The following is a 23,892-nucleotide window of genomic DNA, read 5'->3' as shown; positions in this document are numbered from 1 at the left end:
GAGCGGCGCTGTCTGCTCCTGATGCTAAATCAGTGGCCAAAGATATAAGGCCTGAAGGAGTTTTCGCGTGGCTGAACAATATGATGTCATCGTTCTAGGATCGGGCCCCGGCGGTTATGTAGCGGCCATCCGCTGCGCGCAGCTTGGCCTGAAAACCGCGATTATTGAACGGGAAAATCTTGGCGGCATTTGCCTCAATTGGGGCTGCATCCCGACCAAGGCGCTGCTGCGGTCTGCCGAAGTGCTGAACCATATGAAGCATGCAGCAGCTTATGGTCTGGCGGCAGACAACATTCGCGCTGATCTTGATGCAGTGGTCAAGCGTTCGCGCGGTGTAGCCAAGCAACTTAATCAGGGCATCGGGCACCTGATGAAGAAGAACAAGATCGCGGTTCACATGGGCGCAGGCGTGTTGAAGAGCGCGACGAGCGTGGAGGTGACAGGTGACAATGGTGTTGAAACCCTCACAGCCAAGCACGTGATCGTGGCAACCGGTGCGCGCGCCCGTGATCTGCCGTTTGCCAAGGCCGATGGTGAACGCGTGTGGACGTATCGCCATGCGATGACGCCGAAGGAATTGCCGAGCAATCTGCTGGTCATCGGTTCGGGCGCAATTGGCATCGAATTTGCCAGCTTCTACAACGATATGGGATCAAAGGTTACCGTCGTTGAGATGCTCGACCGCGTTGTACCGGTGGAAGACGCTGACGTCTCCGCCTTCCTGCAAAAGGCGCTGACCAAGCAGGGCATCACCATCATGACCGGTGCTGGTGTCGAAAGCATCGCTTTGAATGCCAATGGCTTGAAGGCGAAGATCAAGAGCAAAGATGGAACGGTCGCTGAAAGCGATTTCAGCCACGTGATCGTTGCAGTCGGCATTGTGCCCAATACCGAAAACATCGGTCTTGAAGCGCTTGGCGTGACCGCTGACCGCGGCTTTATCACCATTGATGGTTTTGGCCGTACCAACGTCAAGAACCTGTGGGCGATTGGCGACGTTACGCCGGGGCCATGGCTTGCACACAAGGCAAGCCACGAAGGCGTGATCGCCGCCGAAGCCATTGCCGCTGAACTTGGCAACAAGGATGTTCACCCCCATCCGATGGATCGTGGCAATATTCCGGGCTGTACCTATTGCCACCCGCAAATCGCCAGCGTGGGCATGACAGAAGCGAAAGCCAAAGAGGCTGGCTACACGCTCAAGGTTGGCATGTTCCCGTTCATCGGCAACGGCAAAGCCATTGCGCTGGGTGAACCTGAAGGTTTTGTCAAAACCGTGTTCGATGCCAAAACTGGCGAACTGCTCGGCGCGCACATGATTGGTGCCGAAGTCACGGAAATGATTCAGGGCTTTGTCATTGGCAAGACGCTTGAAACAACCGAAGCGGAATTGATGCACACCGTATTTCCGCACCCGACGATCAGTGAATCGATGCACGAAAGCGTGCTGGCAGCTTATGGCAAGGCCATCCACATCTGAGGCTTGTTCCAGGATAGGTAGCTAATCAAAAAAGCGCGGACTGGCTTTCCGGTTCGCGCATTTTTGTCAAATCCGGAATGTATTGAAGTAATTTATGCCTGAGCGCGCGCCAAATCCTGCCGATCTGGCCAAAACGGTGCCGTGATCTGCGCGAGGCTGGGTCGCGCAAACAGGTATCCCTGCATGAGGTCGATCCCCATATCGCGCAAAACCTCGAACTCCTCGAGCGTCTCGATGCCTTCGCAAATGGCGCGAATACCAAGGTCGTCGAGGATGCTGATAATACCTCTTACGATGGTGCGTTTGACATCGAATTTGTCGATGTCACGGATTAGTTCCATATCGATTTTGACCAGATCGGGCTGGAAACGGGACAGAAGAGCAAGCCCGGCATAGCCTGCGCCAAAATCGTCTATCGCGGTTTTGAAGCCCATCGCGCGGTAACTGCGCAGAATATTGAGCAGGTGATTGGTGTCGAGTTGCTCAACTTCTGTGAATTCAAAGATGATGCACCGCAGCGGGAAAGACACGCGCATGGCCGTTTCAAGCGTGGTGCGGATGCAGGCGCGCGGTTCGTAGACCGCGTTCGGCAGAAAATTGATGGACAGATTGCTGCCATCTTGCGCCAGCGATAAATCCGACGCCAATTCAATGGCTTTGATCCGGCAAAGCTGATCGAATGAGTAGCGGCTTTGGGAATCCACGCTTGTCAGAATGTCAGCAGCAGTCTCGCCGTTGGTGCCACGAACGAGGGCTTCTTGGGCAAAGATCGAACCTGCGGAAAAGTCGAGGATGGGCTGGAAGGCCATGGTGATCGGACGATCAAATGCGAACCCGTCGCGACATTGCCCACATTTGGCCGAACGCCCGGTTCCTTCAGTCATGCGTATTTCCAGTTGCCCACGTCCTTTGGCACCTTAAGCCTGATTAGGTTAAGCAAGTTGAAATGCGGGCATTGGAATATGTCGGTAAACTACTGAAAGGACGCAGCACTTCTGAAGGCCAAGCGTCTAGCCATCGTCGTCGAACGCTAAACTTCCCTGATTGACCAGCGCAATAAGCAGCGATGCTACGTCGGCGCATTGGACGTCAGTGTGACCAAGCAAAATGACAGGGGTCGCGCAGATGCTTTCAGCCAACACGGCACTTTCGCCCTCACATTTGAAACTTTGACCGTCCACGAACAAAGCATTTTCTTGCGGGCCGACGCGGATGAAAGAAAATCGTGATGCCGGGTTGCGAATAAGCGGTAGGCCTTGCGCCACGGATGTAAGCAACGCCTTTTCATCGAGCAGCGTTTCGGGCCGCCAATCGCGGTCGTACTTTGGCGTGCTGTTGTGCTGGCCAAACCAGCGCGCAAATCCGGCGCGATCAGAGATGGCTTCCATAACAATGTCATGCAGCCGAGCGATGGCGGCTTCCGATATTTCGCCGGGCTGGGCCTGCAAGGCAAGATCGGGGTCGGTATATCGCTCTTCGTCGGAGAATTGCTCGGCCAGATGCTCAGCCCATCCTTCAATCAATTCACTTCGCGAAGGTGCGCGAAACCCGATTGAATATGTCATGCAATCATCGCCCACGGCCACGCCATCATGCGCGTAGCAGGGCGGCACATACAGGATATCGCCGGGATTTAGCACCCACTCATCAGTTGCCTCAAATTCGGCAACAAGGCGCAGGTCGTCATGCGGCAACAAGGGTGTCCGGGAATCGCACTTGGGGCCTACGCGCCACCGCCGCTGGCCAAGGCCCTGGACGAGAAAGACATCATAATTATCGTAATGTGATCCGACACCGCCGCCATCAGTCGCGTAACTGACCATCACGTCATCGATGCGCCAGTTGGGTACAAATCGGAACGGTGCAATCAGTTCGGCGACATCGGGCACGTGATGGTCCACAGCTTGGACTAGCAACGTCCAGGGGCCAGTGCCGAGGCCAGCGAACCGATCTTCGGCAAACGGGCCATTCTCCATGGTCCGGTTGCCATCATTACCGATGACAAGGCGCGATTCGACGTCATCTTCGCAAGCAAGCCCGGCCAATTCATCAGGCTCAAGCGGGTTTTGCCAATCACCCCAAGGATTGCGGATAAGCAGTGGCTGCTTTTGCCAGTAATGGGCCACAAAGTGATCGAGATCGAAACCGGTAAATTGCATGGCGCGCTACATGCGCCGGAGTGTCACGCCTGTCAAAGTGGCGCATCCCGCAATGCCGGGCAAGTGGGTATCAATTTTCAATTTCACTACCCATCCAGATGACGTGCGCATCGATTTGCAGCTTGAGTAAGGAGCGGATCGAATCCGCCCGTGCCGTCACTTCCATCCGCCTTGCATCATGCTCTTGCCGGCGCGCCAGCAGCAAATCGGACAAGTCGATTGCACCAAGCCTGTAGCCTGTGCTGACGCGCGTAGCGGCAGTTGTGGCAGTGCGAGAACCAGCCTCAAATCTCTCCCACGAAGCCAGCCTGTTGCGGGCATCAAGCAGATCGGACTGCGCCGTCGCTTCAACCATTCGGCGCACGCTGACCAATTCCAATTGGGCAGCGCTTGCTTCGGACGAGGCTTGTTCAGCAGCGGCTTTACGATAGCCGCCGCCCAACGGCATTGAAAAGGTCAAGCCTGCGCCCCGTTCAAGGCCGCCACGCTCTCTGAAAACACGCACGCCAACGGATGGGTCGGCGATACGATCGCGATGTGCGCGTTCTGCCAGTGTTGAAACGCGTTCAGCTTCGCGTTGGGATGCAAGGATCTCGTGACTGCGCGAAATGACAAGATCGCGCAGCTTTTCCAACCCGTCATTCGGCAATTCGGGTGTTCCGAGGGCAGGGGGGGCTTGAGTCAGCGGCAAATCGGGGAAATTGGCGGCCAGCATCGCGCGGGCACGTTCCAAATCGGCCGTGGTCCGTGTCGCTTGGCCACGCGCTTGATCCAGCGCTGCCTGCGTTTGATCGATCTCCAGCCGGGACGCATCGCGTAATTCGTGGCGACGTGTCAGAGCGCGAACCTCCTGTTCAAGAAGGTCCACGGTGGCAAGATCGCTGCGCTGCAATTCTCCGGCAGTCAGCCAATCAATCCACATTCCTGCCAAGACAAGCGCCGTTTGGTGGCGCGCGTCTTCCATCCGATTTTGGGCGACTTCGACGCCCAACTGGCCTGATTTTCGATCCAGCCCTGCTTTTCCCGGCATGCGGATTGGCCGGGTCAGGCTGGCATCAAATTCGTTATAGCGTCGCTCATTGGTGATATCGCGCGACATATAGCTGCCAGACAGCGTGAACTCCTGCGATCCGCGCGAAAGCATCTGGGCTGCGGCGCGTGCGGCCTCTACGCGTTGCGCTGCGCCAGTCACAGATGGATGATTGTCCAGGGCTGCCACCACCATCGGCTCATCCGGCAAGCTGGGCGCGGCGACTGCCGGATTGGCCAAAAGTACGGCGACAATGGCGCTGAGGGCCAAGCGGTTCATGCCAAGCGTCCTTGCGCCGATATAGGGACAGCGTGCCAGCGCACGGGCAAACGACGGCGGCATGTGCGCGCAGCTTCGATCAAGTCGTCAATCATGGTATCCTCGACCAGCAGTTCAATGCAGGTGCGGCGCAATTGCCCGGTAACTTTTTCACCAAGTGCCGCATCGCTGAAATCCCGGCCAAGCACGGCTTCATCATGCAAATGGATGGGCGCGTCCGTAATCGTGCGAAGGGCATTGGTGATGACATCTGCATCGGCCGTGGCGCAGTGGAGGGAGAGCATCAGATCAGGCACTGGCGGCACTTCCGCTCTCGCGAGGGTCGTCGCGTTCATCTGCGCTTTCGCCGAAGCGTTCGAACAGGATTGGCAGCAGGACGAGCGTCAGCAGGGTTGATGTAATCAGTCCGCCGATCACAACGATGGCTAGGGGACGCTGAATTTCTGATCCGGGACCAGTTGCGAAAAGCAGCGGGACAAGGCCGAATGCGGTGATGCTGGCCGTCATCAACACAGGGCGTAACCGGCGTTCAGCGCCAATGCGCACGGCCTGTGCCATCGTCATGCCTTCGTATCGCAATTGCCGGAAGCAGGACACCAGGACCAGGCCATTCAGGACTGCGATCCCGAGCAAGGCGATGAAGCCGACAGAGGCAGGAACCGAAAGATATTCACCCGAGGCCCACAACGAAATGAGGCCGCCAACCATTGCGAATGGAATATTGCCCAAGATCAGCAGGGAAGCGCGCATTGAGCGTAATGTAGCCAGCAAGACAAGCAGGATCAGTCCCAAAGCAAAGGGGATTACTGTCATCAGCCGGGCCGAGGCACGTTGCTGGTTTTCAAACTGACCGCCCCAGACAATACGGTATCCTGCAGGCAGGACTACATTTCTTGTGACCGCCGCCTTCGATTCATCAACAAAGCTGACAAGATCGCGGCCCGAAACGAACGCCTGAACCAGCGCGAAGCGCGAGCCGTTTTCGTGGTCGAGCTTCACCGGCCCGCTGGTCTTTTCAATCTTGGCCATATCGCTGACCCGTGCAAGCGTTCCGCGGGGGGTGAGCAGTTGCAGATCTGCAAAGCGCGCGGGATCACTGCGCAGGCTTTCATCACCCCGGATCATGATCGGTATACGGCGCTGGCCCTCCAGGACATTGCCTGCAGCCATACCTTCAACTTGCGCGCGCAGGGCGTCCTGCAATTGATCAACAGGCATGCCAAAGCGACCTGCATTGGTGTGATCGATGTCGAGTTGCAGGTAATCGACGCTATCATTGGCGACTGTAAGAACTTCGGTGGCACCGCGTACGCCCTCTATGGACTTTTGTACTTTGCCGGCGAGATCTGACAAGACCGCCTTGTCGGGACCGAAAATCTTGACCGCAAGATCGCCGCGCGAACCCGTGAGCATTTCGGAGACGCGCATTTCGATGGGTTGTGTGAAGCTTGTTTCGATGCCGGGCAGGCCATCAGTGGCTTTGCGCAGTTCCTCAATGATAAAGTCTTTGTCGCCGCGCCACTCGGATTGGGGCTTGAGCCGCACGAAGCTGTCGGTTTCGTTGAGACCCATCGGATCAAGGCCCAATTCGTCAGAGCCGACGCGGGCAATAACGTCGGCGACTTCGGGCACGCTTAACAGCGCACGCTGCACGGCAAGGTCGCCTTCGACTGATTTTGCAAGGTTGATCGACGGAAGCTTGGTCAACTGAACAATGACCGATCCTTCATCCATCGTCGGCATGAAGGTTTTGCCGACACCTGCGTAAGCGAGGCCTGCCAGCAACAAACCAAACCCGGAAAGTCCGTAGACCAGTTTCTTGCGGGCAAAGGCGGTTGTCAGCAACTGGTGATAGCGCGGCGCCAACCAGCGCATCAGCGCAGGTTCTTGATGATGTCCCGTCCGCAGGCCGAGAGAGGACATAACAGGTACCAGCGTGATCGCGACGATCAACGATCCTGCCAGTGCAAAGACAATCGTCAATGCAACGGGGGCAAACAGTTTGCCTTCCAATCCTTCAAGCGCCAGGAGCGGGAGAAAGACGAGCGCAATAATGGCAATACCGGCCGAGACAGGGACAACCACATCGGTGGTGGCCCGGTACACTAGGTTGAGGCCGGGTGTGTGATCATCTTTGCGCGCAGCAAGGCGTTCAACAATATTTTCGACAACCACGACCGCGCCATCAACCAGCATTCCGATGGCAATAGCCAAACCGCCAAGACTCATCAGGTTTGCCGATAGACCGAACGCTTGCATGAACAGGAATGTGATCAAAGCGGACATGGGCAGGGTTGCCGCAACAATGGCGGCTGCGCGCCAATCACCCAGAAACACGATGAGCAAGATGACGACAAGCACTGTCGCTTCGAGCAAAGCCTTTTCAACCGTACCGACCGCGCGCGAAATAAGGTCTGACCGGTCATAGAAGACGTCGACGGTCGTTCCTGAAGGAAGCCCGCTTTCAACCTCGGCAAGACGCGTCCGAATGCCATCAACCACCGTGCGGGCATCAGCCCCACGTAAGGCGATGACAAGGCCTTGCACGGCTTCGCCCTGGCCGTTGCGGGTCACAGCGCCATAGCGGGTAAGGCTGCCTGCGCTAACGCTGGCCACATCGGATACGCGCGTGATGCGTCCCTCGCGGCTTGCTACGACCAGCCCTGCAAGGTCCTGAACGGATTGCATCGCGCCGACGGATCGCACGATGAGCGATTCCTCTCCGCTGGTCAGCCTGCCTGCACCATCGTTGCGATTGCCGCTTTCAATCGCGGTACGCAAATCAGTGACGGTCAACCGTGCGGCAGCGAGCGCAACCGGATCGGGGCGCACTTCGAATGTGCGGACAAAGCCGCCAAGCGCGTTCACGTCTGCAACGCCGGGAACCGTACGCAAGGCAGGGCGGATTGTCCAATCGAGCAATTCGCGCTTCTGCTGAAGCGAGAGCGGGCCTTCGATGGTAAACATGTAAATGTCGGAAAGCGGGGTGGAAATTGGCGCGAGGCCGCCCGAAACCGCGCCGGGCATATCCGCCAAGACACCCGATAAACGCTCTGCCACCTGTTGGCGTGCCCAATAAATGTCAGTCCCATCAACAAAATCAACCGTGATATCGGCGATGGCGTACTTGGCAGTAGAGCGCAGGATTGCCTGGTTCGGGATACCAAGTAACTCGGTCTCTATGGGCGTGATTACCCGGCTTTCGACCTCCTCCGGGGTCATGCCGGGCGCTTTCAGGATGATTTTGACCTGCGTTTGGGCAATGTTGGGATAGGCATCCACCGGAAGCCGGATGAAAGCCCAGGCGCCCAAAGCTGCCACAACCAGCGAAAGGGCAATCACCAGCATCCGCCGGGATAGGGAATGGGCTACAATTTGTTGAAGCATCGCGCTTACTGCGCCAAAATCAGCGCTTTGAGCGCACTGGTGCCCGAAGCGACAACGCGTTCACCTGCACCTAAGCCTTCGAAGATGACAACGCTTTTCCCGTTGGCGGTCGCTGCCTTGACGAACCTGCGGTCATATCCTCCCTTGGCCACAACGAACACGACATCACGCCCGTCGATTGAAGCGAGTGCAGATGAAGGGACGACGACGGCCTTTGCGGGGGCTGGGCCGAAAACCGTCACAGTGGCATTGCGCCCAGCGAGTACGCCGGGACCAGCAGGCAAACTTGCTTTCAGGGTGGCAGACCGGCTCGCAGGATCAATCGTCGATCCGATGGACGTTACTTTGCCTGAAATGTCGCCGAGCCGGACGGTCATGCCGGGCTGCAATTTGCCGACAAGGTTTTCGGGTACTTGGGCGATCACCTCATACTTGCCTTCAGCGTCAATAACGAAAGGAGCGTTCATGCCATCTACCGGGTTTCCGGCGACAAGATCTGCGTGTGTAACGCGGCCTGAAATTGGCGCGGTCAAAGTGTAGGTTCCAGTGCTGCCGCTGCCACCAACCATGCGCAGGATCCGGGACTTTTCCGCAACATCGACGCGGGCTTCGGCAGCAATGGCTTGGGCCTCATCGGCGCGGGCAGCTGCAATGATCCCTTCACGGCTAAGCTTTGACAGTCGCGCAGCAGATGCCTGCGACACGCCGAGCCGTGCGTTTGCGCGGGATAAGTCTGCACCAATCGTGAGGATATCGCGGCTTATCACGACGGCAAGTGGCTGGCCTGCCCGAACCATGTCACCTTCGTTGACGAAAGTGCGCTGGACAGTGCCGGGCAAAGTCGCTGCCACTGCAACCCGTGCATTTGGCGGGGGAGAAATTGTGGCAGGCAATTGCGCCAAAGCCACTTCCGAAGCCGGGGTTGCCGCTGCGAGCGTGATCCCCAACAGGCGAACCTTGTCATCGGCCACTGCCAGAAAATCCGGGTTGGCGGCTGATTTCTCTGCTGCTTGGTTATCGGGTGAAGGGGTGGCGGGCGACACCACCCACCATCCGCCAAACGTTATAGCCAACAGCGCAACGCTGCTTAAAAGTACGGTGTTTCTGCCCATGTTGTGCGGCTTGGGTGGTGAGCCTGACAGCAACCTGACGTCAAAGTGGAAAAGGTGTCAGGCGGGAAAAACCATAACCAGTTCACGCTTGTCCGGGTGTGTTTGCAACTGCCCGCCATGCGCGGCCATGATCCGGGTAACGATGGCCAAACCCAACCCGGCACCTTTACCCTGCGTGCTATCCGTGCGGATTTCGCGTCTGACAATCTTGTCCAATTCTGCAGCCGGAAGGCCGGGGCCTTCATCGCGCACAAAGACCCGTGCGCCCGGGCCACAGCCGACAACCACAGTGCCGCCTTCAGGGGTGACCCGCAATGCATTATCGAGCAAGTTTCGCAGCGCAGACGCTACGGCCTCTTTGTGACAAGCGACAGCCACGTCAGCAGCACATTCTTCAAAGGCGACTTTGCGCGATGCCGCTACAGCCAATGGGGCAAAACGCGATGTTGCATCAATCACCAGATCATTGAGCGGGTGAACCTGCATTGGCACAGGCGCAGCGGCCTGGGCATTGACTTGTGTAAGCAGCAGCAGTTGATCAACCAATCGCGACATGCTGGCAACTTCGGCGCGCAAGATGGCGATGTCGGGATCGTTCCCATGATCCAGGGTAAGCGCCATGATCGCAAGCGGTGTGCGGATTTGGTGCGCTACATCGGCGGCAAAATTTTCGTGCTCCTTTGCCGCGTGGTCCAAACGTTTCAGCAAATCGTTGATGGCGCTCACAAAGGGTAGGACTTCCACGGGCATCGCCCGATCATCTATTTGCAGGCCGCGCGTGGCAGGTGTTTCCGAGATGATCCTGGCGGACTGTTCGAGCAAGCGATACGACCGTTGAATGATAATACGCACAGTCAGAATTGCCGGAAGGATCAGGATCAACACGGGCATGCCCACGTGATCGGCCACTTCAGACCAGGCAAATCGAAAAGCGTCAGTGCCGGTAAGGTCGCTTATGCCCAGACGATATTCCGCAAAGACTGCAGTCAGCAGCAAGCTCGTTCCGATGACCGCAGTGACCGACAAGCCGAGCGATAAGCGCCGGTTGATCGAAGGGCGCCGCTTCACGATGGCGATCCCGGAAATCGCGCGCTGTCTTCCAAAAGGTAGCCCAAACCGCGCAATGTGTGAATGCAATCACCGGCACCATGGGCCTTCAACCTGCGCCGCAAGCGGGACGCAATGGCATCAATTGCATTGGGCGAGATCTCGTCGTCAAAATCGTAAAGCGCGGTTTCGATTTTCTGACGCAGCACTACGCTACCGGCGCCGCGCATCAGCAATTCAAGAAAGTTTGCCTCGCGCCGGGTCAATTCAAGTGGTGCGTTGTTGAATGTTGCTTGTCGCGAAGTGGTGTCAAACCTGATCCCGCTGACTTGCAACACGGGATTCATTCGGCGGCCGGGGCGGCGCAATAACGCCCGGAGGCGGGCAGAGATTTCATCCATGGCTGCAGGCTTCACCAAATAATCATCTGCCCCGGCATCCAGACCGATTATCCTGTCATCCAGCGCACCGCGTGCTGTGAGCATCAAAACGGGGCTGTCAAAGCCTGCGCGGCGCTGCACTCTGAGCCAATCAACACCATCACCATCGGGCAGGCCAAGGTCCAGCAATACGGCATCGAATTCTGCCACAGCCAGCGCATTTTCGGCATCGGCCAGCGTTGCAGCAACATCACAAGCATAGCCATCGCGTTTGAGCACGTCAGCAATCAGGCCTGCCAGCCTGTCGCTGTCCTCGACAATTAGAATGCGCATGGATTCATCTTGTTGCAGATTACTATCCACTGTCAAAACTCTAAGCTGAAAAAACGCTAAGTCGTAGAGCGCGCAGCAAGGGTTTGCTGATCATTCAAGCCAATGGGCATATGACCTTGTCTAACCGGGGAACCTGACATGAGCCTGACGTTGCACGACATCAGGATAGTACCCTGCGCGCAACCGATGGCAAATTTGTGCCTGTCGTTTACCGGAATAATCGGAAGCGTGACTGGTAAAGCGTGATCAGGGCACGGGGACAGAGACGACATTGTTACTGCGCAAATTTGCAGCGGGATCGCGGTAGGTGCGGTCTGTTTCCAGATCGCGCACCGGAATGGAATCGAGGCCGGAGAGGATCGAGGTAACCAGGGGCACATCACCGCGCCAGCGCTGGTTACGAAAATTGGTGTCCGGATCATAGCGCCGCACATCTGGCAAAAGGAGTGGCGCTTCGAGGCGGCCCATCGCAGCTATCAATGATGCCCGCGCCACATATTCATTGGCCATCGCACTCGCATGGCTTGTACGGACATTCAGCAAGTCCCGCGCCAAGTCGAGGACATCAAGCGTTGTGCGAGCGCCGGCCTTTTCCTGGATAACGGCACCGTCATAGGCTTTACGTGCGGCTTCAATCGCGGTGCGGAAGTATTGGACGGATTGTTCAGCGGCGTGCCAATTGTTCCAGGTTTCAGCAACGGCCTGACGCGTATCACGCAGCGCGGCGTCGAGCAGCCGCCAGTCCGCGTCATTGGCTTGTTCTGCGCCTTCAATGCGCGCGCGGCGGTTGCCACCATCGATTAAGGGGATGCCAACGACAATAGCCGAGCGCAATTCAGTCGTGCGGCGGGTATTGGAGTAGGGCGTTACAGTGCCGTAAGCCCCACTGCTTTGCATGGTGACATTCGGATATTGATCTGCGCGGGCAGCGGCAAGTTCCGCGCGCGAGGATTTTTCGCGGGCACGGGCTGCAAGGATCAGGGGGCTTTCATTTTCTGCAATGGCATAAGCATCATCCAGAGTTGCCACACCTGGATCAAGTGGTGGGGGTGACGCCAAGGTGCCCGGGAGCGCACCCACACTTTGCAAGAACCGCGATTGGCTCACCCCGACACTACCCTGCGCGTTCAGCACTTGCGTGCGGGCGATGGCGACCCGGGTTTCAACTTGTTGCAGATCGGTTGAAGTGATCTCGCGAACGCGGAACCGGGCTGCGCTTGCGGACAATTGCCGATCCAGCAGCGCAAGGTTTTCGGCCGTAATGTTAGCGACGTCGCGGTCTCGAACGAGGAAGAGGTAGTCGCGAATCACTGTGAGCATCGTTTGCGCTTCGGTCAAACGCAGTTGATTTCGGCCTAGATCAATCTGCGCAAGCGCCGACTGTTCGGAGGCGTAACGGCGGCCAAAGCTGAACAACGGCTGCGAGAAGACGAGCGCGGCAGTTGAGGCAAACCCGTCAATGCCGGCATAATTCCCGGTTTGCAACTGCGTCCGGTCCCATGCAAATTGATGCCGCCCTTCAAGGCTGACTTGTGGTCCATAAGCAGAGCGCGCACCGGGATAAAGCGCATCGGTTGAGCGCAAGATGCCGCGCTGGCCGAGCAGGTTGGGATTGCTTTCGTAGGCAAGTACCAATGCCTCTTCCAAGCGGGTAACCGGGGTCGGTGCTGTCGCCTCACGAGTGGGGCTTACGTCCTGCGCATCAGCAACGGGCGCGATAATTAGCGCGGAACACAGGCCAATCAAAAGCAAGCGCATTTCAATCATCCCGGAAAGCCCGGGCGAATTGGTCACGCAGCGGTTTGGTGAGGTAAGAAATCATCATTCGGTTGCCTGTTTCGATAAACACTTCAGCAGGCATCCCCGGTTTCAGAGCAAGTTCCGGGTTCTGCTTTAGGCCGGCCTGATCAATCGCAATGCGCGCAGGGTAAAAGCTGGTTTTAGCCTCTGGATCGGTCGTACTGTCGGCTGCGACGAAAACGACTTTGCCAATAATTTCTGGCGTGGCGGTATTGCTGAATGCTGTGAAGCGGATTCGTGCGGTTTGGCCGGCGCGGACGCGGTCAATGTCATTGGGTGCGACGGCTGCTTCGACAAGCAAAGTGTCGCTATCGGGCACGATTTCCATGATAACTTCAGCGGGACGCACGACGCCGCCGATCGTGTTGAAAGCGAGCTTATCGACTACGCCATCGTATGGCGCGCGCACCGAACTGCGGTCTTGTGCATCACCGGCAGAAACGCTGCGCACTTGTTGTTGGTTCAGCACTGCGTTGAGCTGGGCAAGTTGCTCACCCGCCTCCGAACGGCGGGTTTCGCCCAGTTGAATGATCTGCTGGCGCGCTTCTGAGATGCGGGCCTGCGCCTGTGCGATTTCAGCATGCATCGCGCCAATATTGCCCTCAATGTCAGCGGCGGTTCGCTCAAGCTGATTGAGGCGGCTGATTGTGACAAGATCCTGATCCCACAATTCACGCACACCTTTGCGTTCAGGTTCAATCAGCACCGATTGCTTTTCGAGTGAACGGATTTGCGCGCGTTGCGCGACAATTTGCTGGCTGTATTGCGCAATACGGGCGCTAAGTTGCGCTTCCATGCCTGCTTGTTCAGATTGGCGGATGCGGAAAAGCTTTTCCTCGTCCGCCATAACCTTGGCAGAATTGGGATTGCTGCGCACCAGTTGGGCCGGGAATTTGATGGACGATGCCCCCAAGCGTTCGGCTTCAAGCCGTGCCCGCTGTGCAAGCATTTGATCAACGCTAAGGCTTGAGAACTGCGCATCTGCGTCGGTTACGCGATCGTCAAAGCGCAGCAGCACTTCGCCTTTCTGGACAGATTGCCCATTGCGGACAAGGATTTCGGCAATCACACCCCCGTTTGGATGGGCAATGCGTTTGACATGGGATTCAACGCCAACTTGCCCGCCAGCAATTACCGCGCCGCCGATCGGCAATAGAATACCTGCCAGAATGAAAATGGCCAGCAGCACCGCAAACGCTATCGATACCGAACGCAGTTTGCGTTCGACATCGGCCTCTGGATCGTACGAGGGGTTGGAATGGGCTTCTGGGGTGGAAAATGCGCTGTCTTGCACTTCAAACACCCTTATTCTGCGAGGCAAGAACGGGCTTTGCCGGCATCAACTTTGCGAGGACTTCGGATGTTGGGCCAAAGGCGGCGATCTGTCCATCGCGCATGATCATCGCATGGCTTGTTCGTTCGACAATGCCAGGGCGGTGAGAGATGATTATAGCGATCCCGCCGCGTGCGCGAATGGCCATGACCGCATGTTCCAATGCTTCATCACCTTCAACGTCAAGGTTCGAATTCGGTTCATCAAGCACCACCAAGAACGGATCGCCATACAGCGCTCTGGCTAAACCGATACGCTGGCGTTGTCCGCCGGGGAGGGTGTCGCCACCTGGGCCTACAGGCGTATCGTAACCCTGTGGCAACCGCGTTATGAGATCGTGTACGCCCGCGGAACGGGCTGCTGCGATGACCGCTGACGAAACGGCTTGTGGATCGCTGCCTCGATCAGGGTCAAAGCGCGAAATGTTTTCGGCAACAGTGCCTTCGAGCAATTCAACGGTTTGCGGCAAGTACCCAAGGAAACGTCCCCGAACGCTTTCGCTCCATTGGTCAAGCGCGCCGCCATCAAGCCGCACATGGCCGCGCAAGGCTGGCCAAATGCCAACCAGCGCTTTGCCGAGCGTTGACTTGCCCGCACCGCTTGGGCCGATCACACCGCATGCATCGCCAGCGCTGAGGGCAAAACGCACGCCGTTCACGATGGGCACTTGTGATCCGGGAGCGCCGACGAACAGCGCCTCTACTTCCAAACGCCCAACAGGTGGAGGCAGCGTTGTGGCAACTTCGGCGAGCGGCTTCACCTTATCAAGCAACTCGGTCAGTCGCTGCCAGCCATTGCGCGCGGCGATCATGTTTTTCCAGTTGCCAATAGCCTGATCGACCGGAGCCAGCGCCCGGCCAGACAGGATGGAAGCGGCAAAGATCACCCCACCACTTGCGCGGTCATCTATAACCAGCAGCGCCCCCACGGTGAGAATGATAGATTGAAGCGCAAGCCTCAGGATCTTGCTTAATCCGGTGAATGCAGTTGCTGTTCGGTTAAGCGCGTTTTGCGTAGCTGTGTAGCGCCGGTTAATCGCTTCAAACCGCTCTTGCATCCGCTCACGCATGCCCAGCGCTGCAAGAAGTTCGACGTGGCGCAGATTGGCTTCGGCGGCACCGTTGCGACGTGCTGCCAATTGCGCGACTTGCGATGAAGGTTGGCTCATCGTGCGGTTGGTAAGAATCGTTAGCGAGAAGATCACTGCTGCGCCAACTAGCGTAGTCATACCCAGCCAAAAATGGAGGGCGAACAAGACCGCAATGAAGAACACGATCCATGGCAAATCGATCAGGGTGGCGACCCCTCCTGACAGAAACGCACGGACTTGTTCAAGATCCCGCATGGGGATCAGCCCGTCACCTAGCGATCGGTTCCCATGCAGCCGCAATTGTGAAATGGCGTCTTGGACGCGGCGCGACAAGCGCCGGTCAAGGGCGTTTGCCACATCTGCCAACATACCAGCGCGCAAGGTCTCGAAATATCCTTGGAACAAGTAGACACAGCCCAACAGGATCAGCAGGCCAAACAACGTCGGTATGGACCGGCTTGGCAAGACTGAATCATAAATGAGCATCATGTAAAACGAGCCGCCAAGAAGCAGTACGTTTAGAACTGCGCTTGCCGCAAAGACCGCAATGAAAACGCGTTTGTAGTCTGTCGCAGCTTCCCACAGTACTCCGCTGCGCATGGACCGGGTCAAAAACACTAGAAATCCCCTGTTTCGCGTGACCTAGAGCCATTACGGCAAACATGCGAGCTTCTATACGATTCGCGCGCTTCACTCTTTTGCAGCTAAACCAGAATTCGGTTTGTTGCCAAGGCATCGTAGACGTTTACCGTCATTTGGATTTGTACCATCAAACCGTCTGATTTCGTAGGAATCGATCCTGGTTAACCAGTGTTGATTTTGTGTGTTGCGTTTGCGAACGACGAACCTGTTCGGTTCATGGAATTTGCATAGGTATCCGCAAAAGGTTCGTAGCTGTTGAACAGCGTTGCGAACATATTCCGCTAGGCTATAGCACGTCTGCAAGTTCCGGATTTCGCGGAACCTGAGGTGCCAGAAGAGGAAAACCAGACTTGGCAAAGCCCGCCAGGCCCAGAGCCACTAAACCCGCCGCCAAACCCGTAGCAAGAGCGAACTCAAGGACTGCACGGACCGCTGGGAAACCAGACGATCAGCCTGTGATTGCGTCTTCTGTTGCTGAAGAGGCGGATTTCGCATTGCGCAGCCTACAGCAAGCGCACGCCAATCATACCCGCTATGACGCATCTGATGAGGAACTGTTGAAGTTCTACGAACAGATGGTGCTGATTCGCCGGTTTGAGGAAAAGGCCGGGCAATTGTATGGTCTCGGCCTTATTGGCGGCTTCTGTCATTTGTATATCGGCCAGGAAGCTGTCGCGGTGGGTTTGCAGTCTGCGCTGCAAGAAGGCCATGACAGTGTGATTACCGGTTATCGCGATCATGGGCACATGCTGGCTTATGGCATTGATCCCAAGGTTATCATGGCCGAACTGACGGGGCGTGGCGCTGGCATATCGCGCGGCAAGGGCGGCTCGATGCATATGTTCAGCACCGAACATAAGTTCTTTGGCGGTCATGGCATTGTCGGCGCGCAAGTGTCGCTTGGGGCAGGGCTGGCCTTCGGGCACAAATATCGCGGCGATGGTGGTGTTTGCATGGCCTATTTCGGCGATGGTGCAGCCAATCAGGGCCAGGTCTATGAGACCTTCAACATGGCTGCGCTGTGGAAATTGCCGATCATCTTCGTGGTTGAAAACAACGGCTATGCGATGGGCACTGCGGTAAAACGCGGTTCGGCAGAAACGCACTTTTACCGTCGTGGCACAGCATTCCGCATTCCGGGCATGGACGTGAACGGCATGGACGTGTTGGAAGTGCGGCAGGCGGCCGAAGTCGCGCTGGAATATGTGCGCGGTGGCAATGGTCCGGTTCTGATGGAACTGAAGACATATCGTTATCGCGGACACTCGATGTCCGATCCGGCCAAGTATCGTAGCCGTGAAGAAGTGCAGGACATGCGCGACAATCACGATCCGATTGAAGCCGCCAAGGCTGAATTGCTCAAGCGTGGCGTGACCGAAGAAAAGATCAAGGACATCGACAAGCGCATTCGCCAGACTGTCGCGCAGGCAGCAGATTTCGCCGAGACATCGCCCGAGCCCGATATGGCCGAGCTTTATACCGACGTGCTGGTGGGGAAGTATTGAGATGGCGATTGAACTGAAAATGCCCGCCCTCTCGCCTACGATGGAAGAGGGCACGCTGGCCAAGTGGCTGGTCAAGGCCGGTGATACGGTCAAATCCGGCGACATCCTTGCCGAGATTGAAACCGACAAGGCGACGATGGAATTTGAAGCGGTTGACGAAGGTGTCATTTCAGACATCCTGATTGCCGAAGGCACAGAAGGCGTGAAAGTCGGCACTATAATCGCCACGTTGCAGGGGGACGATGAAGCCGCATCGCCTGCGCCCGCGATGGCTCCCGTCGCCGTTCCTGTGGTTGAAGCAAAGGCTTTGGAATCCAGCACTCCTGCACCACCCAAGGCGCAAGTCGCATCGGTTCCTGCCTCTGCTGCCGATCCCGAAGTGCCTGCGGGCACGGCAATGGTCGGCACTACGGTGCGTGAGGCTTTGCGCGATGCCATGGCCGAAGAAATGCGCGCCGATGACCGCATCTTTGTCATGGGTGAAGAAGTCGCTGAATATCAAGGCGCCTATAAGGTGACGCAAGGCCTGCTCGAAGAGTTTGGCCCGCGCCGCGTCATTGACACCCCGATCACGGAATATGGCTTTGCCGGGATCGGCACCGGCGCAGCGATGGGCGGTTTGCGGCCGATCATTGAATTCATGACGTTCAACTTTGCCATGCAGGCAATTGACCACATCATCAATTCGGCAGCCAAGACCAATTACATGTCTGGCGGCCAGATGCGTTGCCCCATCGTTTTCCGTGGTCCCAATGGTGCTGCAAGCCGCGTGGGTGCGCAGCATTCGCAGAACTATGGCCCGTGGTATGCCAACGTACCCGGGTTAATTGTGATTGCGCCGTTCGATGCAGCTGACGCCAAGGGTTTGCTGAAAGCAGCGATCCGCAGCGAAGACCCGGTCGTATTCCTTGAGAATGAACTGGTCTATGGCCGTACGTTCGATGTGCCGCAGATGGATGATTTTATTCTGCCAATCGGCAAGGCCCGTATCGTCCGCGAAGGAAAGGACGTCACCATCGTGTCCTATTCCATCGGCGTGGGCCTGGCACTTGAGGCTGCTGCTACGTTGGCTGATGAAGGCATTGACGCCGAAGTGATCGATCTGCGCACATTGCGTCCGCTCGACAAGGAAACGGTGCTGGCCTCGCTTGCCAAGACCAATCGTCTGGTTGTGGCAGAAGAAGGTTTTCCGGTGTGCTCAATCGCGTCTGAAATCATGGCCATTTGCATGGAAGAAGGCTTTGATCACCTGGACGCTCCAGTCTTGCGCGTATGCAACGAAGACGTACCACTGCCTTATGCCGCAAACCTTGAAAAGGCCGCTTTGATTGATGCCAAGCGCGTCGCTGACGCTGTTCGGAAAGTCTGCTATCGCTGATTTGCGACTGCCTAAGCCAAGTTAGAAATGGGGCGCGCATTGATATGCGCGCCCTGTTTTTTAGTCCGAACTGATGTGACAACAGTCGAACACTAATCGTCATCGTTTCGCGGTGTACGACGCGGAGGTGTCGATGTCGGACGACCTGTATTCCTGTCTGTCGGCCCGGCTGTCGGGGTTGCGGTCGGTGTCGAAGACGGTGTCGCACTGGGCACAGCTGATGGCGTTGCGTCTGGCGCGGGTGCTGCATCTGGCGCTGCCACAACATTGCACGACGCAATCGGATCAGGGTCGCTGGGATCGCGCTGATAAATTTGCGTAATGTCGCGGTCATCGCGCACATTGAACGCTGCCACGGCGCGGATCGCCTTTGTCGGTGCAAACTTTGCAGATATAAGTGGCTGATAATTGTACTCAATTTCCACGAAGATCACAGCATCGCCTTGGCTCGCGGTGATTTCTGCACCTGCTGGTCCCATTCCATTGAGCGTCGTTGTTGCGCCCGTGCCGGCAGGACCATAACGCGACGGGACATTTTTTCCGCCCTTACAGCGCTGCCATAATATGTATTGCCTGTCAGTCGTTCCCGGAACGACTTGCAAGCTGCTTATTGTGATCCGCCCATGCCGCATGACATCCAAACTGCTGGCCTGGATATTGGCACCCTCCAGTATGTCGTTGATATCGCTTTCATAGATTTTGAGATCTTCAAGCATGGACGTGTCGCCGATGCGTGACCCGTTATCGGCAATCTGCATCGCAAGCTGGCTTACCTGCATGTTGACCATTGCAAGATTGCCGAGTTCGCCACCCCAAAGTCCGATGCCCAACAACATCGGAAGACCTAACGCAAATTCCATCGCGGCAGTGCCTGAAACACTTCCGCGTAACTGGTGTAATCTGCGAGCAACTTTGGAAAACTGCTTGTTCATGCACATGTTCCTGGAATTGCGAGACTTCTTTGGGAATCATAAGGCTGATTGCGCAGAACTGTCTTGGCGACAGATGTAACGTCCCTTGGCAGTCCAATTAGCGTGGCCATCGGGAAGGGGCGGCGATAGGTAACTGTAACGGTGTAAAGCACTGCATCTCGAGCACCGCCCATGCCATTTGCCCCGCGATCCTGGTCCCAAATCCCGTTACCGTTTGCATCTTCGAACGGTTCCCCAGCGTTGCACTGGCCATTGCCGTTCACGTCGGTAAAGTCTTCGGGCATGCCGACGTTTGAAAAGTTGGAATAGGCTTTACGGTTAAACGTGACGTTCGCATTGGGAACGACCAGCCCGACTTGTCGGCGCACGGCGTTGTCCATCAAGCTCCACGTTGATTGACCGCTTTCAACTGTCGCCTTGCGCGCGGCCTGCTGCACCGCCCCTTGCAGGGTCACGTTGGCGTAAAGCGTGTAGCCAACATCAAACATGCCCATGATCACCATGATCAGCATCGGCGCTATCAGGGCAAATTCGACGGCTGCCGCGCCTTCGTTTTGCTGCCTCAACTGCCTCAGGAGATGGAACTGCTTCATTCCGAGAGCCTCAATGCGCCGATGGATTTTGCGATGGTAAGGAAAGCGTTCTGCAATTCGCCCGCATTGGAAGCGCTAAAGCTTCGGCCAGGCCCGGCGCATTGCGTCATGATCGGGTTCAAGTTGGTGCCAAAAGCCACGAACCAAACTGTAATCCGCTTCTTCTTCGCTTCTGCGCATACGAACGAGAACCGCTTTTCGACCGTTTGTGTCAATGTCAGCGGTGAACTTTCACTCCAGCGACGCTTGGACAGCGGTTCGACACCATAGGAGCTATAGCTGATGTCGCGTGGTTCCGTTTGGCCGTCGGTCAGGAAGATCAAGTGCCGGCTTGTGCGTCGTGCATCCGAGACGTCGGCATTTTCAGACGCAAAAATTCCGGTCGGCGAGAGCAGGCGCGCAGCCCAAATCATCCCGATGTCGTGATAGGTATTGCCGCCAGCGGTTAGCCCGTCGACGTAGGAGTTGTAATCAGCCTTGGTCCAGACTTGAAGTTTTTTGGCCACTTTCGGGCAAGCTGCATGTCCGCTGTAATGGGGTGCGAGAAAATCCTGCGTGGTCGTGACTTCACCGGGCGTGAATGGCCCTGAACCATCCCAATATTTGGAACGTTCGTAGATCAAGGCAGGGTACATTGCCTTCCACTGTGTGGTCTGATCATTGGGTGCAGGTACGCGATCGATGTCGAGATCCATCGCACGATCAAGATCGACATTGTTGTAGTCGCTGATCTCGTAAGTTGCCCGTTCTTCAATGCAGCCATTGGAATCATTGCGCCAATTGCTGGCATTGTGTGTGATGTCTTTGTAAACCCACACATTGACCGGTGACACACGTGGTTCAGTGATCTGGGTGAACGTGTCAATAAAATCAGTCAATGTTTGTGTGGTCATCGTACACGTTGTGCCGTTGAGATTGGCCCAATAGTAATTACCGTTACGTGTGCGGCGGTACTTTCTGGTGGTTTTTGTGCCGTCCGGGTTTTTCACCACTTCGGTGGTCGACGACAATTCCTGCCACGATTCAGTCATGGTGTTAGCGGGAGTTGGGCAATAATACTGTCCTTCGTTGGCTCCCTTCGTCGCTGTGTAGGTTGACGTCGTCGAAGAATTACCACCGGAAACATTCACGAAGTCAATATAGTATGTGTGGTTCCAAGGAACATTTTCTACAGAACCCAGCACCCGGGATGGGTAAACCCATGAATTGGCAACCCATTGGCTCTTCAACAGGCTGCTTACGTTCACGTTAGTGGAATAGGGCACAAAACCATAACGCAAGCGGCTTTCGGTCTGCCGGGTGGTTTCCATCGTGTTGTAAAAATCTTTCACAACTGTTTTCAGGATGGTCAATCGGTTCGATGAGTCACCCGGATTGGTGTCGAGCATCGACCCGGTCACGTCCAGGGCCATCATGATGTCAGTGTTTGGAATGCTCAATTCCGCACGGCATTGCACGCTCAGCGTGATGTCGCTCTTGCCGAACATCTTCATCACATCTGTGGGCACAACCACCGACGCCAGACCTTTGATCGACATATCGTCCTCGATCGAAATCTGAAAGTTGCGGTTCTTTGCGCTGTACATATTGTCAGGGAAGTTCACGTTGAAGAACCGGTTGGCCTTCGTCGTAATCGCGGCCCCGTGGCTGTTGACGTTGAAGTTCGCGATGGCGCCCAGTTCTTTACGCGCAGCCAACGTTCCTGAGTCGCATGCCTGTTGCAACCGCGACTGAACGATATAGGCACGACCCATGTCCATACTCGATCCCACAAGCGCAAACAGCGGCACGACTGCAAATGCCATGATCATCAAGGCATTGCCGCTAGTATCGCGGGCGAGCGATTTGAACGTGCGTTGCACCTTCTGCAGTATCGCAGGTGCCTTACGCTTGGTGACGAGCCGGGGGTGGAGAGTATTGTGCATTGGACTGCACTAACGGCAAACGCGTAATATATTGGGTAAGGTTCGTGGTTAATATAGGCTTAAGATTGCTGGAGAGGCCAACATATTCGGGCCATTCTGTCTTAATACTTCAAAATTGCCGCAGCAACGCATCGCCTATGGCCTGATTTGCTGATCAACTCCTTTTTGTTTTGAGTTCAGTTGCTTAAATCTTGTTTCCAAACATATTGCGGGTAAACAGCGCGCATCATGTAAAAGAGGAAAACCTCGTAATATAAAGAATTTACAAGCCTGTCTTTTCCATTACCTGCCAACCGGATCAAACTGCACGTTTGATTTTCCCGTCTCGCCCAAGGTCACTCATCAATGTCTAACGAACCTTTTGTGCCCAAAGAAACTTTGGACGCAATTGAACGATTCGCACTGGTTTACGCCGATCATCAAGCGCGGCAGGCTTGGGAAGCGTTGTTTTTGCTACAACATCGGCTGAAAGACGCGGCGCGGCCTGGCCGTGAACCGCTGATGATCCAACTGCGCTTGTCATGGTGGCGGGATCGCTTGGCAGAACCTGTTGATCATTGGCCAAAGGGGGAACCATTATTGGCCCGCATGGCTATCTGGCAGGCCGAAGCAGGCGCACTGATCGGCCTCGTCGATGGGTGGGAGGCCAAAGTTGTTGGCGAGGATGGAGGAACCGCTTTGGAAAGCGCACAGATTGCCGCTTACGTGGCGCTCGGCAGTCTTGTGGGTGAGAAGGATATGGCAGCAGTGCAGGTAACCGCTGAACAACTGCTCAATCCAGCGACGGTAGCCCAAGCCCCGAAACGACTGTCGCGCAAAATGCGGCCTCTCTCCATTCTGCGTGCGCATGCTGTGCGATCAGCACAGGGGGATAGCGCAAGGCCCGTCGCAAACTTCGCCGCACTTCTCAGGATAGGCCTGTTCGGCCACTAAAATCCTGCCAAAGCGGTACGATCTCTCGGTGCCGCAAGTTTACCTGACGCGCTAGGTTCGTGGCTCAATATAGGAGCGATGGACATGCTGCGGGGATTGCTGGGGGGACTGGCAACGCTGATGCTGGTGGCTGCGGGCGTGTTTTGGTGGCAAGGTCGGGCAGAGACGACATTCGGTGATGCGCCGGTTTTGGCCATCGAAGAAGCACCAGATGCAGAACCGGATGATTTGCCTTCGGCTGATGTCGATGGTCTTGTCGGTGTCGCCCCGCCTGAGGCCACCGAGGTCGGGCGCGAAACCAAACGCTTCAATATGCTCGACAAGGATCGCGATAGCCGGATTACCCGGAACGAAATGTTGGCGGCGCGGGCCAAGGACTTTCGCAAACTCGACAAGGACGGCAACAATCTGCTGACGTTTGAAGAGTGGGCACATACCACGGTGGATAAATTCAAGTTTGCTGATGGCAACGCAGACTTGTGGTTAAGCCGCGAAGAATTCGCAGCGACGCGCCCCAAACCGAAGCCGAAACCGAAGTGTTCTTGCAAATAGAT

Annotated in this window: 19 protein-coding genes; 5 read left to right on the top strand and 14 right to left on the bottom strand. The window is 56.3% G+C overall.

The annotated features are described in order from the left end of the window. The first annotated feature begins 67 nt into the window (after positions 1-67). The gene (gene lpdA / locus B7Y89_RS04150) at positions 68-1,480 is read left to right on the top strand and encodes a dihydrolipoyl dehydrogenase (protein ID WP_292936029.1); all 1,413 of its coding nucleotides are present in this window, start codon (positions 68-70) and stop codon (positions 1,478-1,480) included. Positions 1,481-1,572: 92 nt separating this feature from the next. Here the strand turns inward: lpdA and B7Y89_RS04145 are convergent, their stop codons facing one another. The 11 genes from B7Y89_RS04145 to B7Y89_RS04095 all read right to left on the bottom strand — a co-directional run bounded on the left by B7Y89_RS04145 (position 1,573) and on the right by B7Y89_RS04095 (position 16,030). Then, entirely contained in the window at positions 1,573-2,364 is a 792-nt protein-coding gene (locus B7Y89_RS04145; RefSeq protein WP_292936027.1) for an EAL domain-containing protein, read from the bottom strand. Between the two features lie 126 nt (positions 2,365-2,490). Continuing rightward, complete coding sequence (locus B7Y89_RS04140; protein WP_292936025.1) at positions 2,491-3,639, bottom strand: cupin domain-containing protein; 1,149 nt, start codon at positions 3,637-3,639, stop codon at positions 2,491-2,493. Positions 3,640-3,709: 70 nt separating this feature from the next. Next, on the bottom strand, positions 3,710-4,948 hold the full coding sequence (locus B7Y89_RS04135; protein ID WP_292936023.1) for a TolC family protein: 1,239 nt from the start codon (positions 4,946-4,948) through the stop codon (positions 3,710-3,712). After that, a complete protein-coding gene (locus B7Y89_RS04130) occupies positions 4,945-5,232 on the bottom strand; it encodes a DUF3240 family protein (RefSeq protein WP_292936021.1) in 288 nt (95 codons plus the stop codon). The genes B7Y89_RS04135 and B7Y89_RS04130 overlap by 4 nt, the downstream gene beginning before the upstream one ends. Positions 5,233-5,236: 4 nt before the next feature. Continuing rightward, positions 5,237-8,335, bottom strand: coding sequence for a CusA/CzcA family heavy metal efflux RND transporter (locus tag B7Y89_RS04125; RefSeq protein ID WP_292936019.1), 3,099 nt, complete (start codon positions 8,333-8,335; stop codon positions 5,237-5,239). 5 nt (positions 8,336-8,340) lie between these two features. Further along, on the bottom strand, positions 8,341-9,447 hold the full coding sequence (locus B7Y89_RS04120; RefSeq protein WP_292936017.1) for an efflux RND transporter periplasmic adaptor subunit: 1,107 nt from the start codon (positions 9,445-9,447) through the stop codon (positions 8,341-8,343). Positions 9,448-9,504: 57 nt separating this feature from the next. After that, a complete protein-coding gene (locus B7Y89_RS04115; protein WP_292936015.1) occupies positions 9,505-10,515 on the bottom strand; it encodes a HAMP domain-containing sensor histidine kinase in 1,011 nt (336 codons plus the stop codon). Next, the gene (locus B7Y89_RS04110; protein WP_292936013.1) at positions 10,512-11,207 is read right to left on the bottom strand and encodes a response regulator transcription factor; all 696 of its coding nucleotides are present in this window, start codon (positions 11,205-11,207) and stop codon (positions 10,512-10,514) included. The genes B7Y89_RS04115 and B7Y89_RS04110 overlap by 4 nt, the downstream gene beginning before the upstream one ends. A gap of 246 nt (positions 11,208-11,453) precedes the next feature. Then, positions 11,454-12,965 (bottom strand): TolC family protein, encoded by a 1,512-nt coding sequence (locus B7Y89_RS04105; RefSeq protein ID WP_292936011.1) that lies wholly within the window; start codon positions 12,963-12,965, stop codon positions 11,454-11,456. 1 nt (position 12,966) lies between these two features. Next, positions 12,967-14,301, bottom strand: coding sequence for an HlyD family type I secretion periplasmic adaptor subunit (locus tag B7Y89_RS04100; RefSeq protein WP_292936009.1), 1,335 nt, complete (start codon positions 14,299-14,301; stop codon positions 12,967-12,969). Position 14,302: 1 nt separating this feature from the next. Beyond that, entirely contained in the window at positions 14,303-16,030 is a 1,728-nt protein-coding gene (locus tag B7Y89_RS04095) for a type I secretion system permease/ATPase (RefSeq protein ID WP_292936008.1), read from the bottom strand. Between the two features lie 536 nt (positions 16,031-16,566). On the opposite strand from B7Y89_RS04095, the gene pdhA reads away from it, so the two are divergent. After that, positions 16,567-17,577 (top strand): pyruvate dehydrogenase (acetyl-transferring) E1 component subunit alpha, encoded by a 1,011-nt coding sequence (pdhA, locus tag B7Y89_RS04090; RefSeq protein WP_292936503.1) that lies wholly within the window; start codon positions 16,567-16,569, stop codon positions 17,575-17,577. Position 17,578: 1 nt separating this feature from the next. Continuing rightward, the gene (locus B7Y89_RS04085) at positions 17,579-18,955 is read left to right on the top strand and encodes a pyruvate dehydrogenase complex E1 component subunit beta (RefSeq protein WP_292936006.1); all 1,377 of its coding nucleotides are present in this window, start codon (positions 17,579-17,581) and stop codon (positions 18,953-18,955) included. A 92-nt stretch (positions 18,956-19,047) separates the two neighbouring features. On the opposite strand, the gene B7Y89_RS04080 is transcribed toward B7Y89_RS04085, so the two are convergent. The 3 genes from B7Y89_RS04080 to B7Y89_RS04070 are packed head-to-tail and all read right to left on the bottom strand — an operon-like array spanning position 19,048 to position 22,405. Then, entirely contained in the window at positions 19,048-19,887 is an 840-nt protein-coding gene (locus tag B7Y89_RS04080; RefSeq protein WP_292936004.1) for a hypothetical protein, read from the bottom strand. Then, complete coding sequence (locus B7Y89_RS04075) at positions 19,884-20,480, bottom strand: TadE/TadG family type IV pilus assembly protein (protein ID WP_292936002.1); 597 nt, start codon at positions 20,478-20,480, stop codon at positions 19,884-19,886. Before B7Y89_RS04075 ends, B7Y89_RS04080 begins: the two co-directional genes overlap by 4 nt. Next, positions 20,477-22,405 (bottom strand): Tad domain-containing protein, encoded by a 1,929-nt coding sequence (locus B7Y89_RS04070; RefSeq protein WP_292936000.1) that lies wholly within the window; start codon positions 22,403-22,405, stop codon positions 20,477-20,479. The genes B7Y89_RS04075 and B7Y89_RS04070 overlap by 4 nt, the downstream gene beginning before the upstream one ends. A gap of 345 nt (positions 22,406-22,750) precedes the next feature. On the opposite strand from B7Y89_RS04070, the gene B7Y89_RS04065 reads away from it, so the two are divergent. Together B7Y89_RS04065 and B7Y89_RS04060 are read left to right on the top strand one after the other, a co-directional pair. Continuing rightward, entirely contained in the window at positions 22,751-23,338 is a 588-nt protein-coding gene (locus B7Y89_RS04065) for a hypothetical protein (protein ID WP_292935998.1), read from the top strand. An 84-nt stretch (positions 23,339-23,422) separates the two neighbouring features. After that, positions 23,423-23,890, top strand: a complete 468-nt coding sequence (locus tag B7Y89_RS04060) for an EF-hand domain-containing protein (RefSeq protein ID WP_292935997.1) — start codon at positions 23,423-23,425, stop codon at positions 23,888-23,890. Positions 23,891-23,892: the final 2 nt, after the last annotated feature.

The sequence above is a fragment of the Novosphingobium sp. 32-60-15 genome (assembly GCF_002280675.1).
Classification (GTDB): domain Bacteria; phylum Pseudomonadota; class Alphaproteobacteria; order Sphingomonadales; family Sphingomonadaceae; genus Novosphingobium.
The sequence above is the reverse complement of the archived record's forward strand: the minus strand, read 5'-3'. Positions and strand labels throughout refer to the sequence as shown.

Bases quoted from the DNA above. Each gene is read 5' to 3' on its own strand.
- B7Y89_RS04145 (WP_292936027.1), bottom strand. From the start codon at position 2,364: ATGACTGAAGGAACCGGGCGTTCGGCCAAATGTGGGCAATGTCGCGAC.
- B7Y89_RS04140 (WP_292936025.1), bottom strand. From the start codon at position 3,639: ATGCAATTTACCGGTTTCGATCTCGATCACTTTGTGGCCCATTACTGG.
- B7Y89_RS04135 (WP_292936023.1), bottom strand. From the start codon at position 4,948: ATGAACCGCTTGGCCCTCAGCGCCATTGTCGCCGTACTTTTGGCCAAT.
- B7Y89_RS04130 (WP_292936021.1), bottom strand. From the start codon at position 5,232: ATGCTCTCCCTCCACTGCGCCACGGCCGATGCAGATGTCATCACCAAT.
- B7Y89_RS04125 (WP_292936019.1), bottom strand. From the start codon at position 8,335: ATGCTTCAACAAATTGTAGCCCATTCCCTATCCCGGCGGATGCTGGTG.
- B7Y89_RS04120 (WP_292936017.1), bottom strand. From the start codon at position 9,447: ATGGGCAGAAACACCGTACTTTTAAGCAGCGTTGCGCTGTTGGCTATA.
- B7Y89_RS04110 (WP_292936013.1), bottom strand. From the start codon at position 11,207: ATGCGCATTCTAATTGTCGAGGACAGCGACAGGCTGGCAGGCCTGATT.
- B7Y89_RS04105 (WP_292936011.1), bottom strand. From the start codon at position 12,965: ATGCGCTTGCTTTTGATTGGCCTGTGTTCCGCGCTAATTATCGCGCCC.
- B7Y89_RS04095 (WP_292936008.1), bottom strand. From the start codon at position 16,030: ATGCGCAGCGGAGTACTGTGGGAAGCTGCGACAGACTACAAACGCGTT.
- B7Y89_RS04085 (WP_292936006.1), top strand. From the start codon at position 17,579: ATGGCGATTGAACTGAAAATGCCCGCCCTCTCGCCTACGATGGAAGAG.
- B7Y89_RS04080 (WP_292936004.1), bottom strand. From the start codon at position 19,887: ATGAACAAGCAGTTTTCCAAAGTTGCTCGCAGATTACACCAGTTACGC.
- B7Y89_RS04075 (WP_292936002.1), bottom strand. From the start codon at position 20,480: ATGAAGCAGTTCCATCTCCTGAGGCAGTTGAGGCAGCAAAACGAAGGC.
- B7Y89_RS04070 (WP_292936000.1), bottom strand. From the start codon at position 22,405: ATGCACAATACTCTCCACCCCCGGCTCGTCACCAAGCGTAAGGCACCT.
- B7Y89_RS04065 (WP_292935998.1), top strand. From the start codon at position 22,751: ATGTCTAACGAACCTTTTGTGCCCAAAGAAACTTTGGACGCAATTGAA.
- B7Y89_RS04060 (WP_292935997.1), top strand. From the start codon at position 23,423: ATGCTGCGGGGATTGCTGGGGGGACTGGCAACGCTGATGCTGGTGGCT.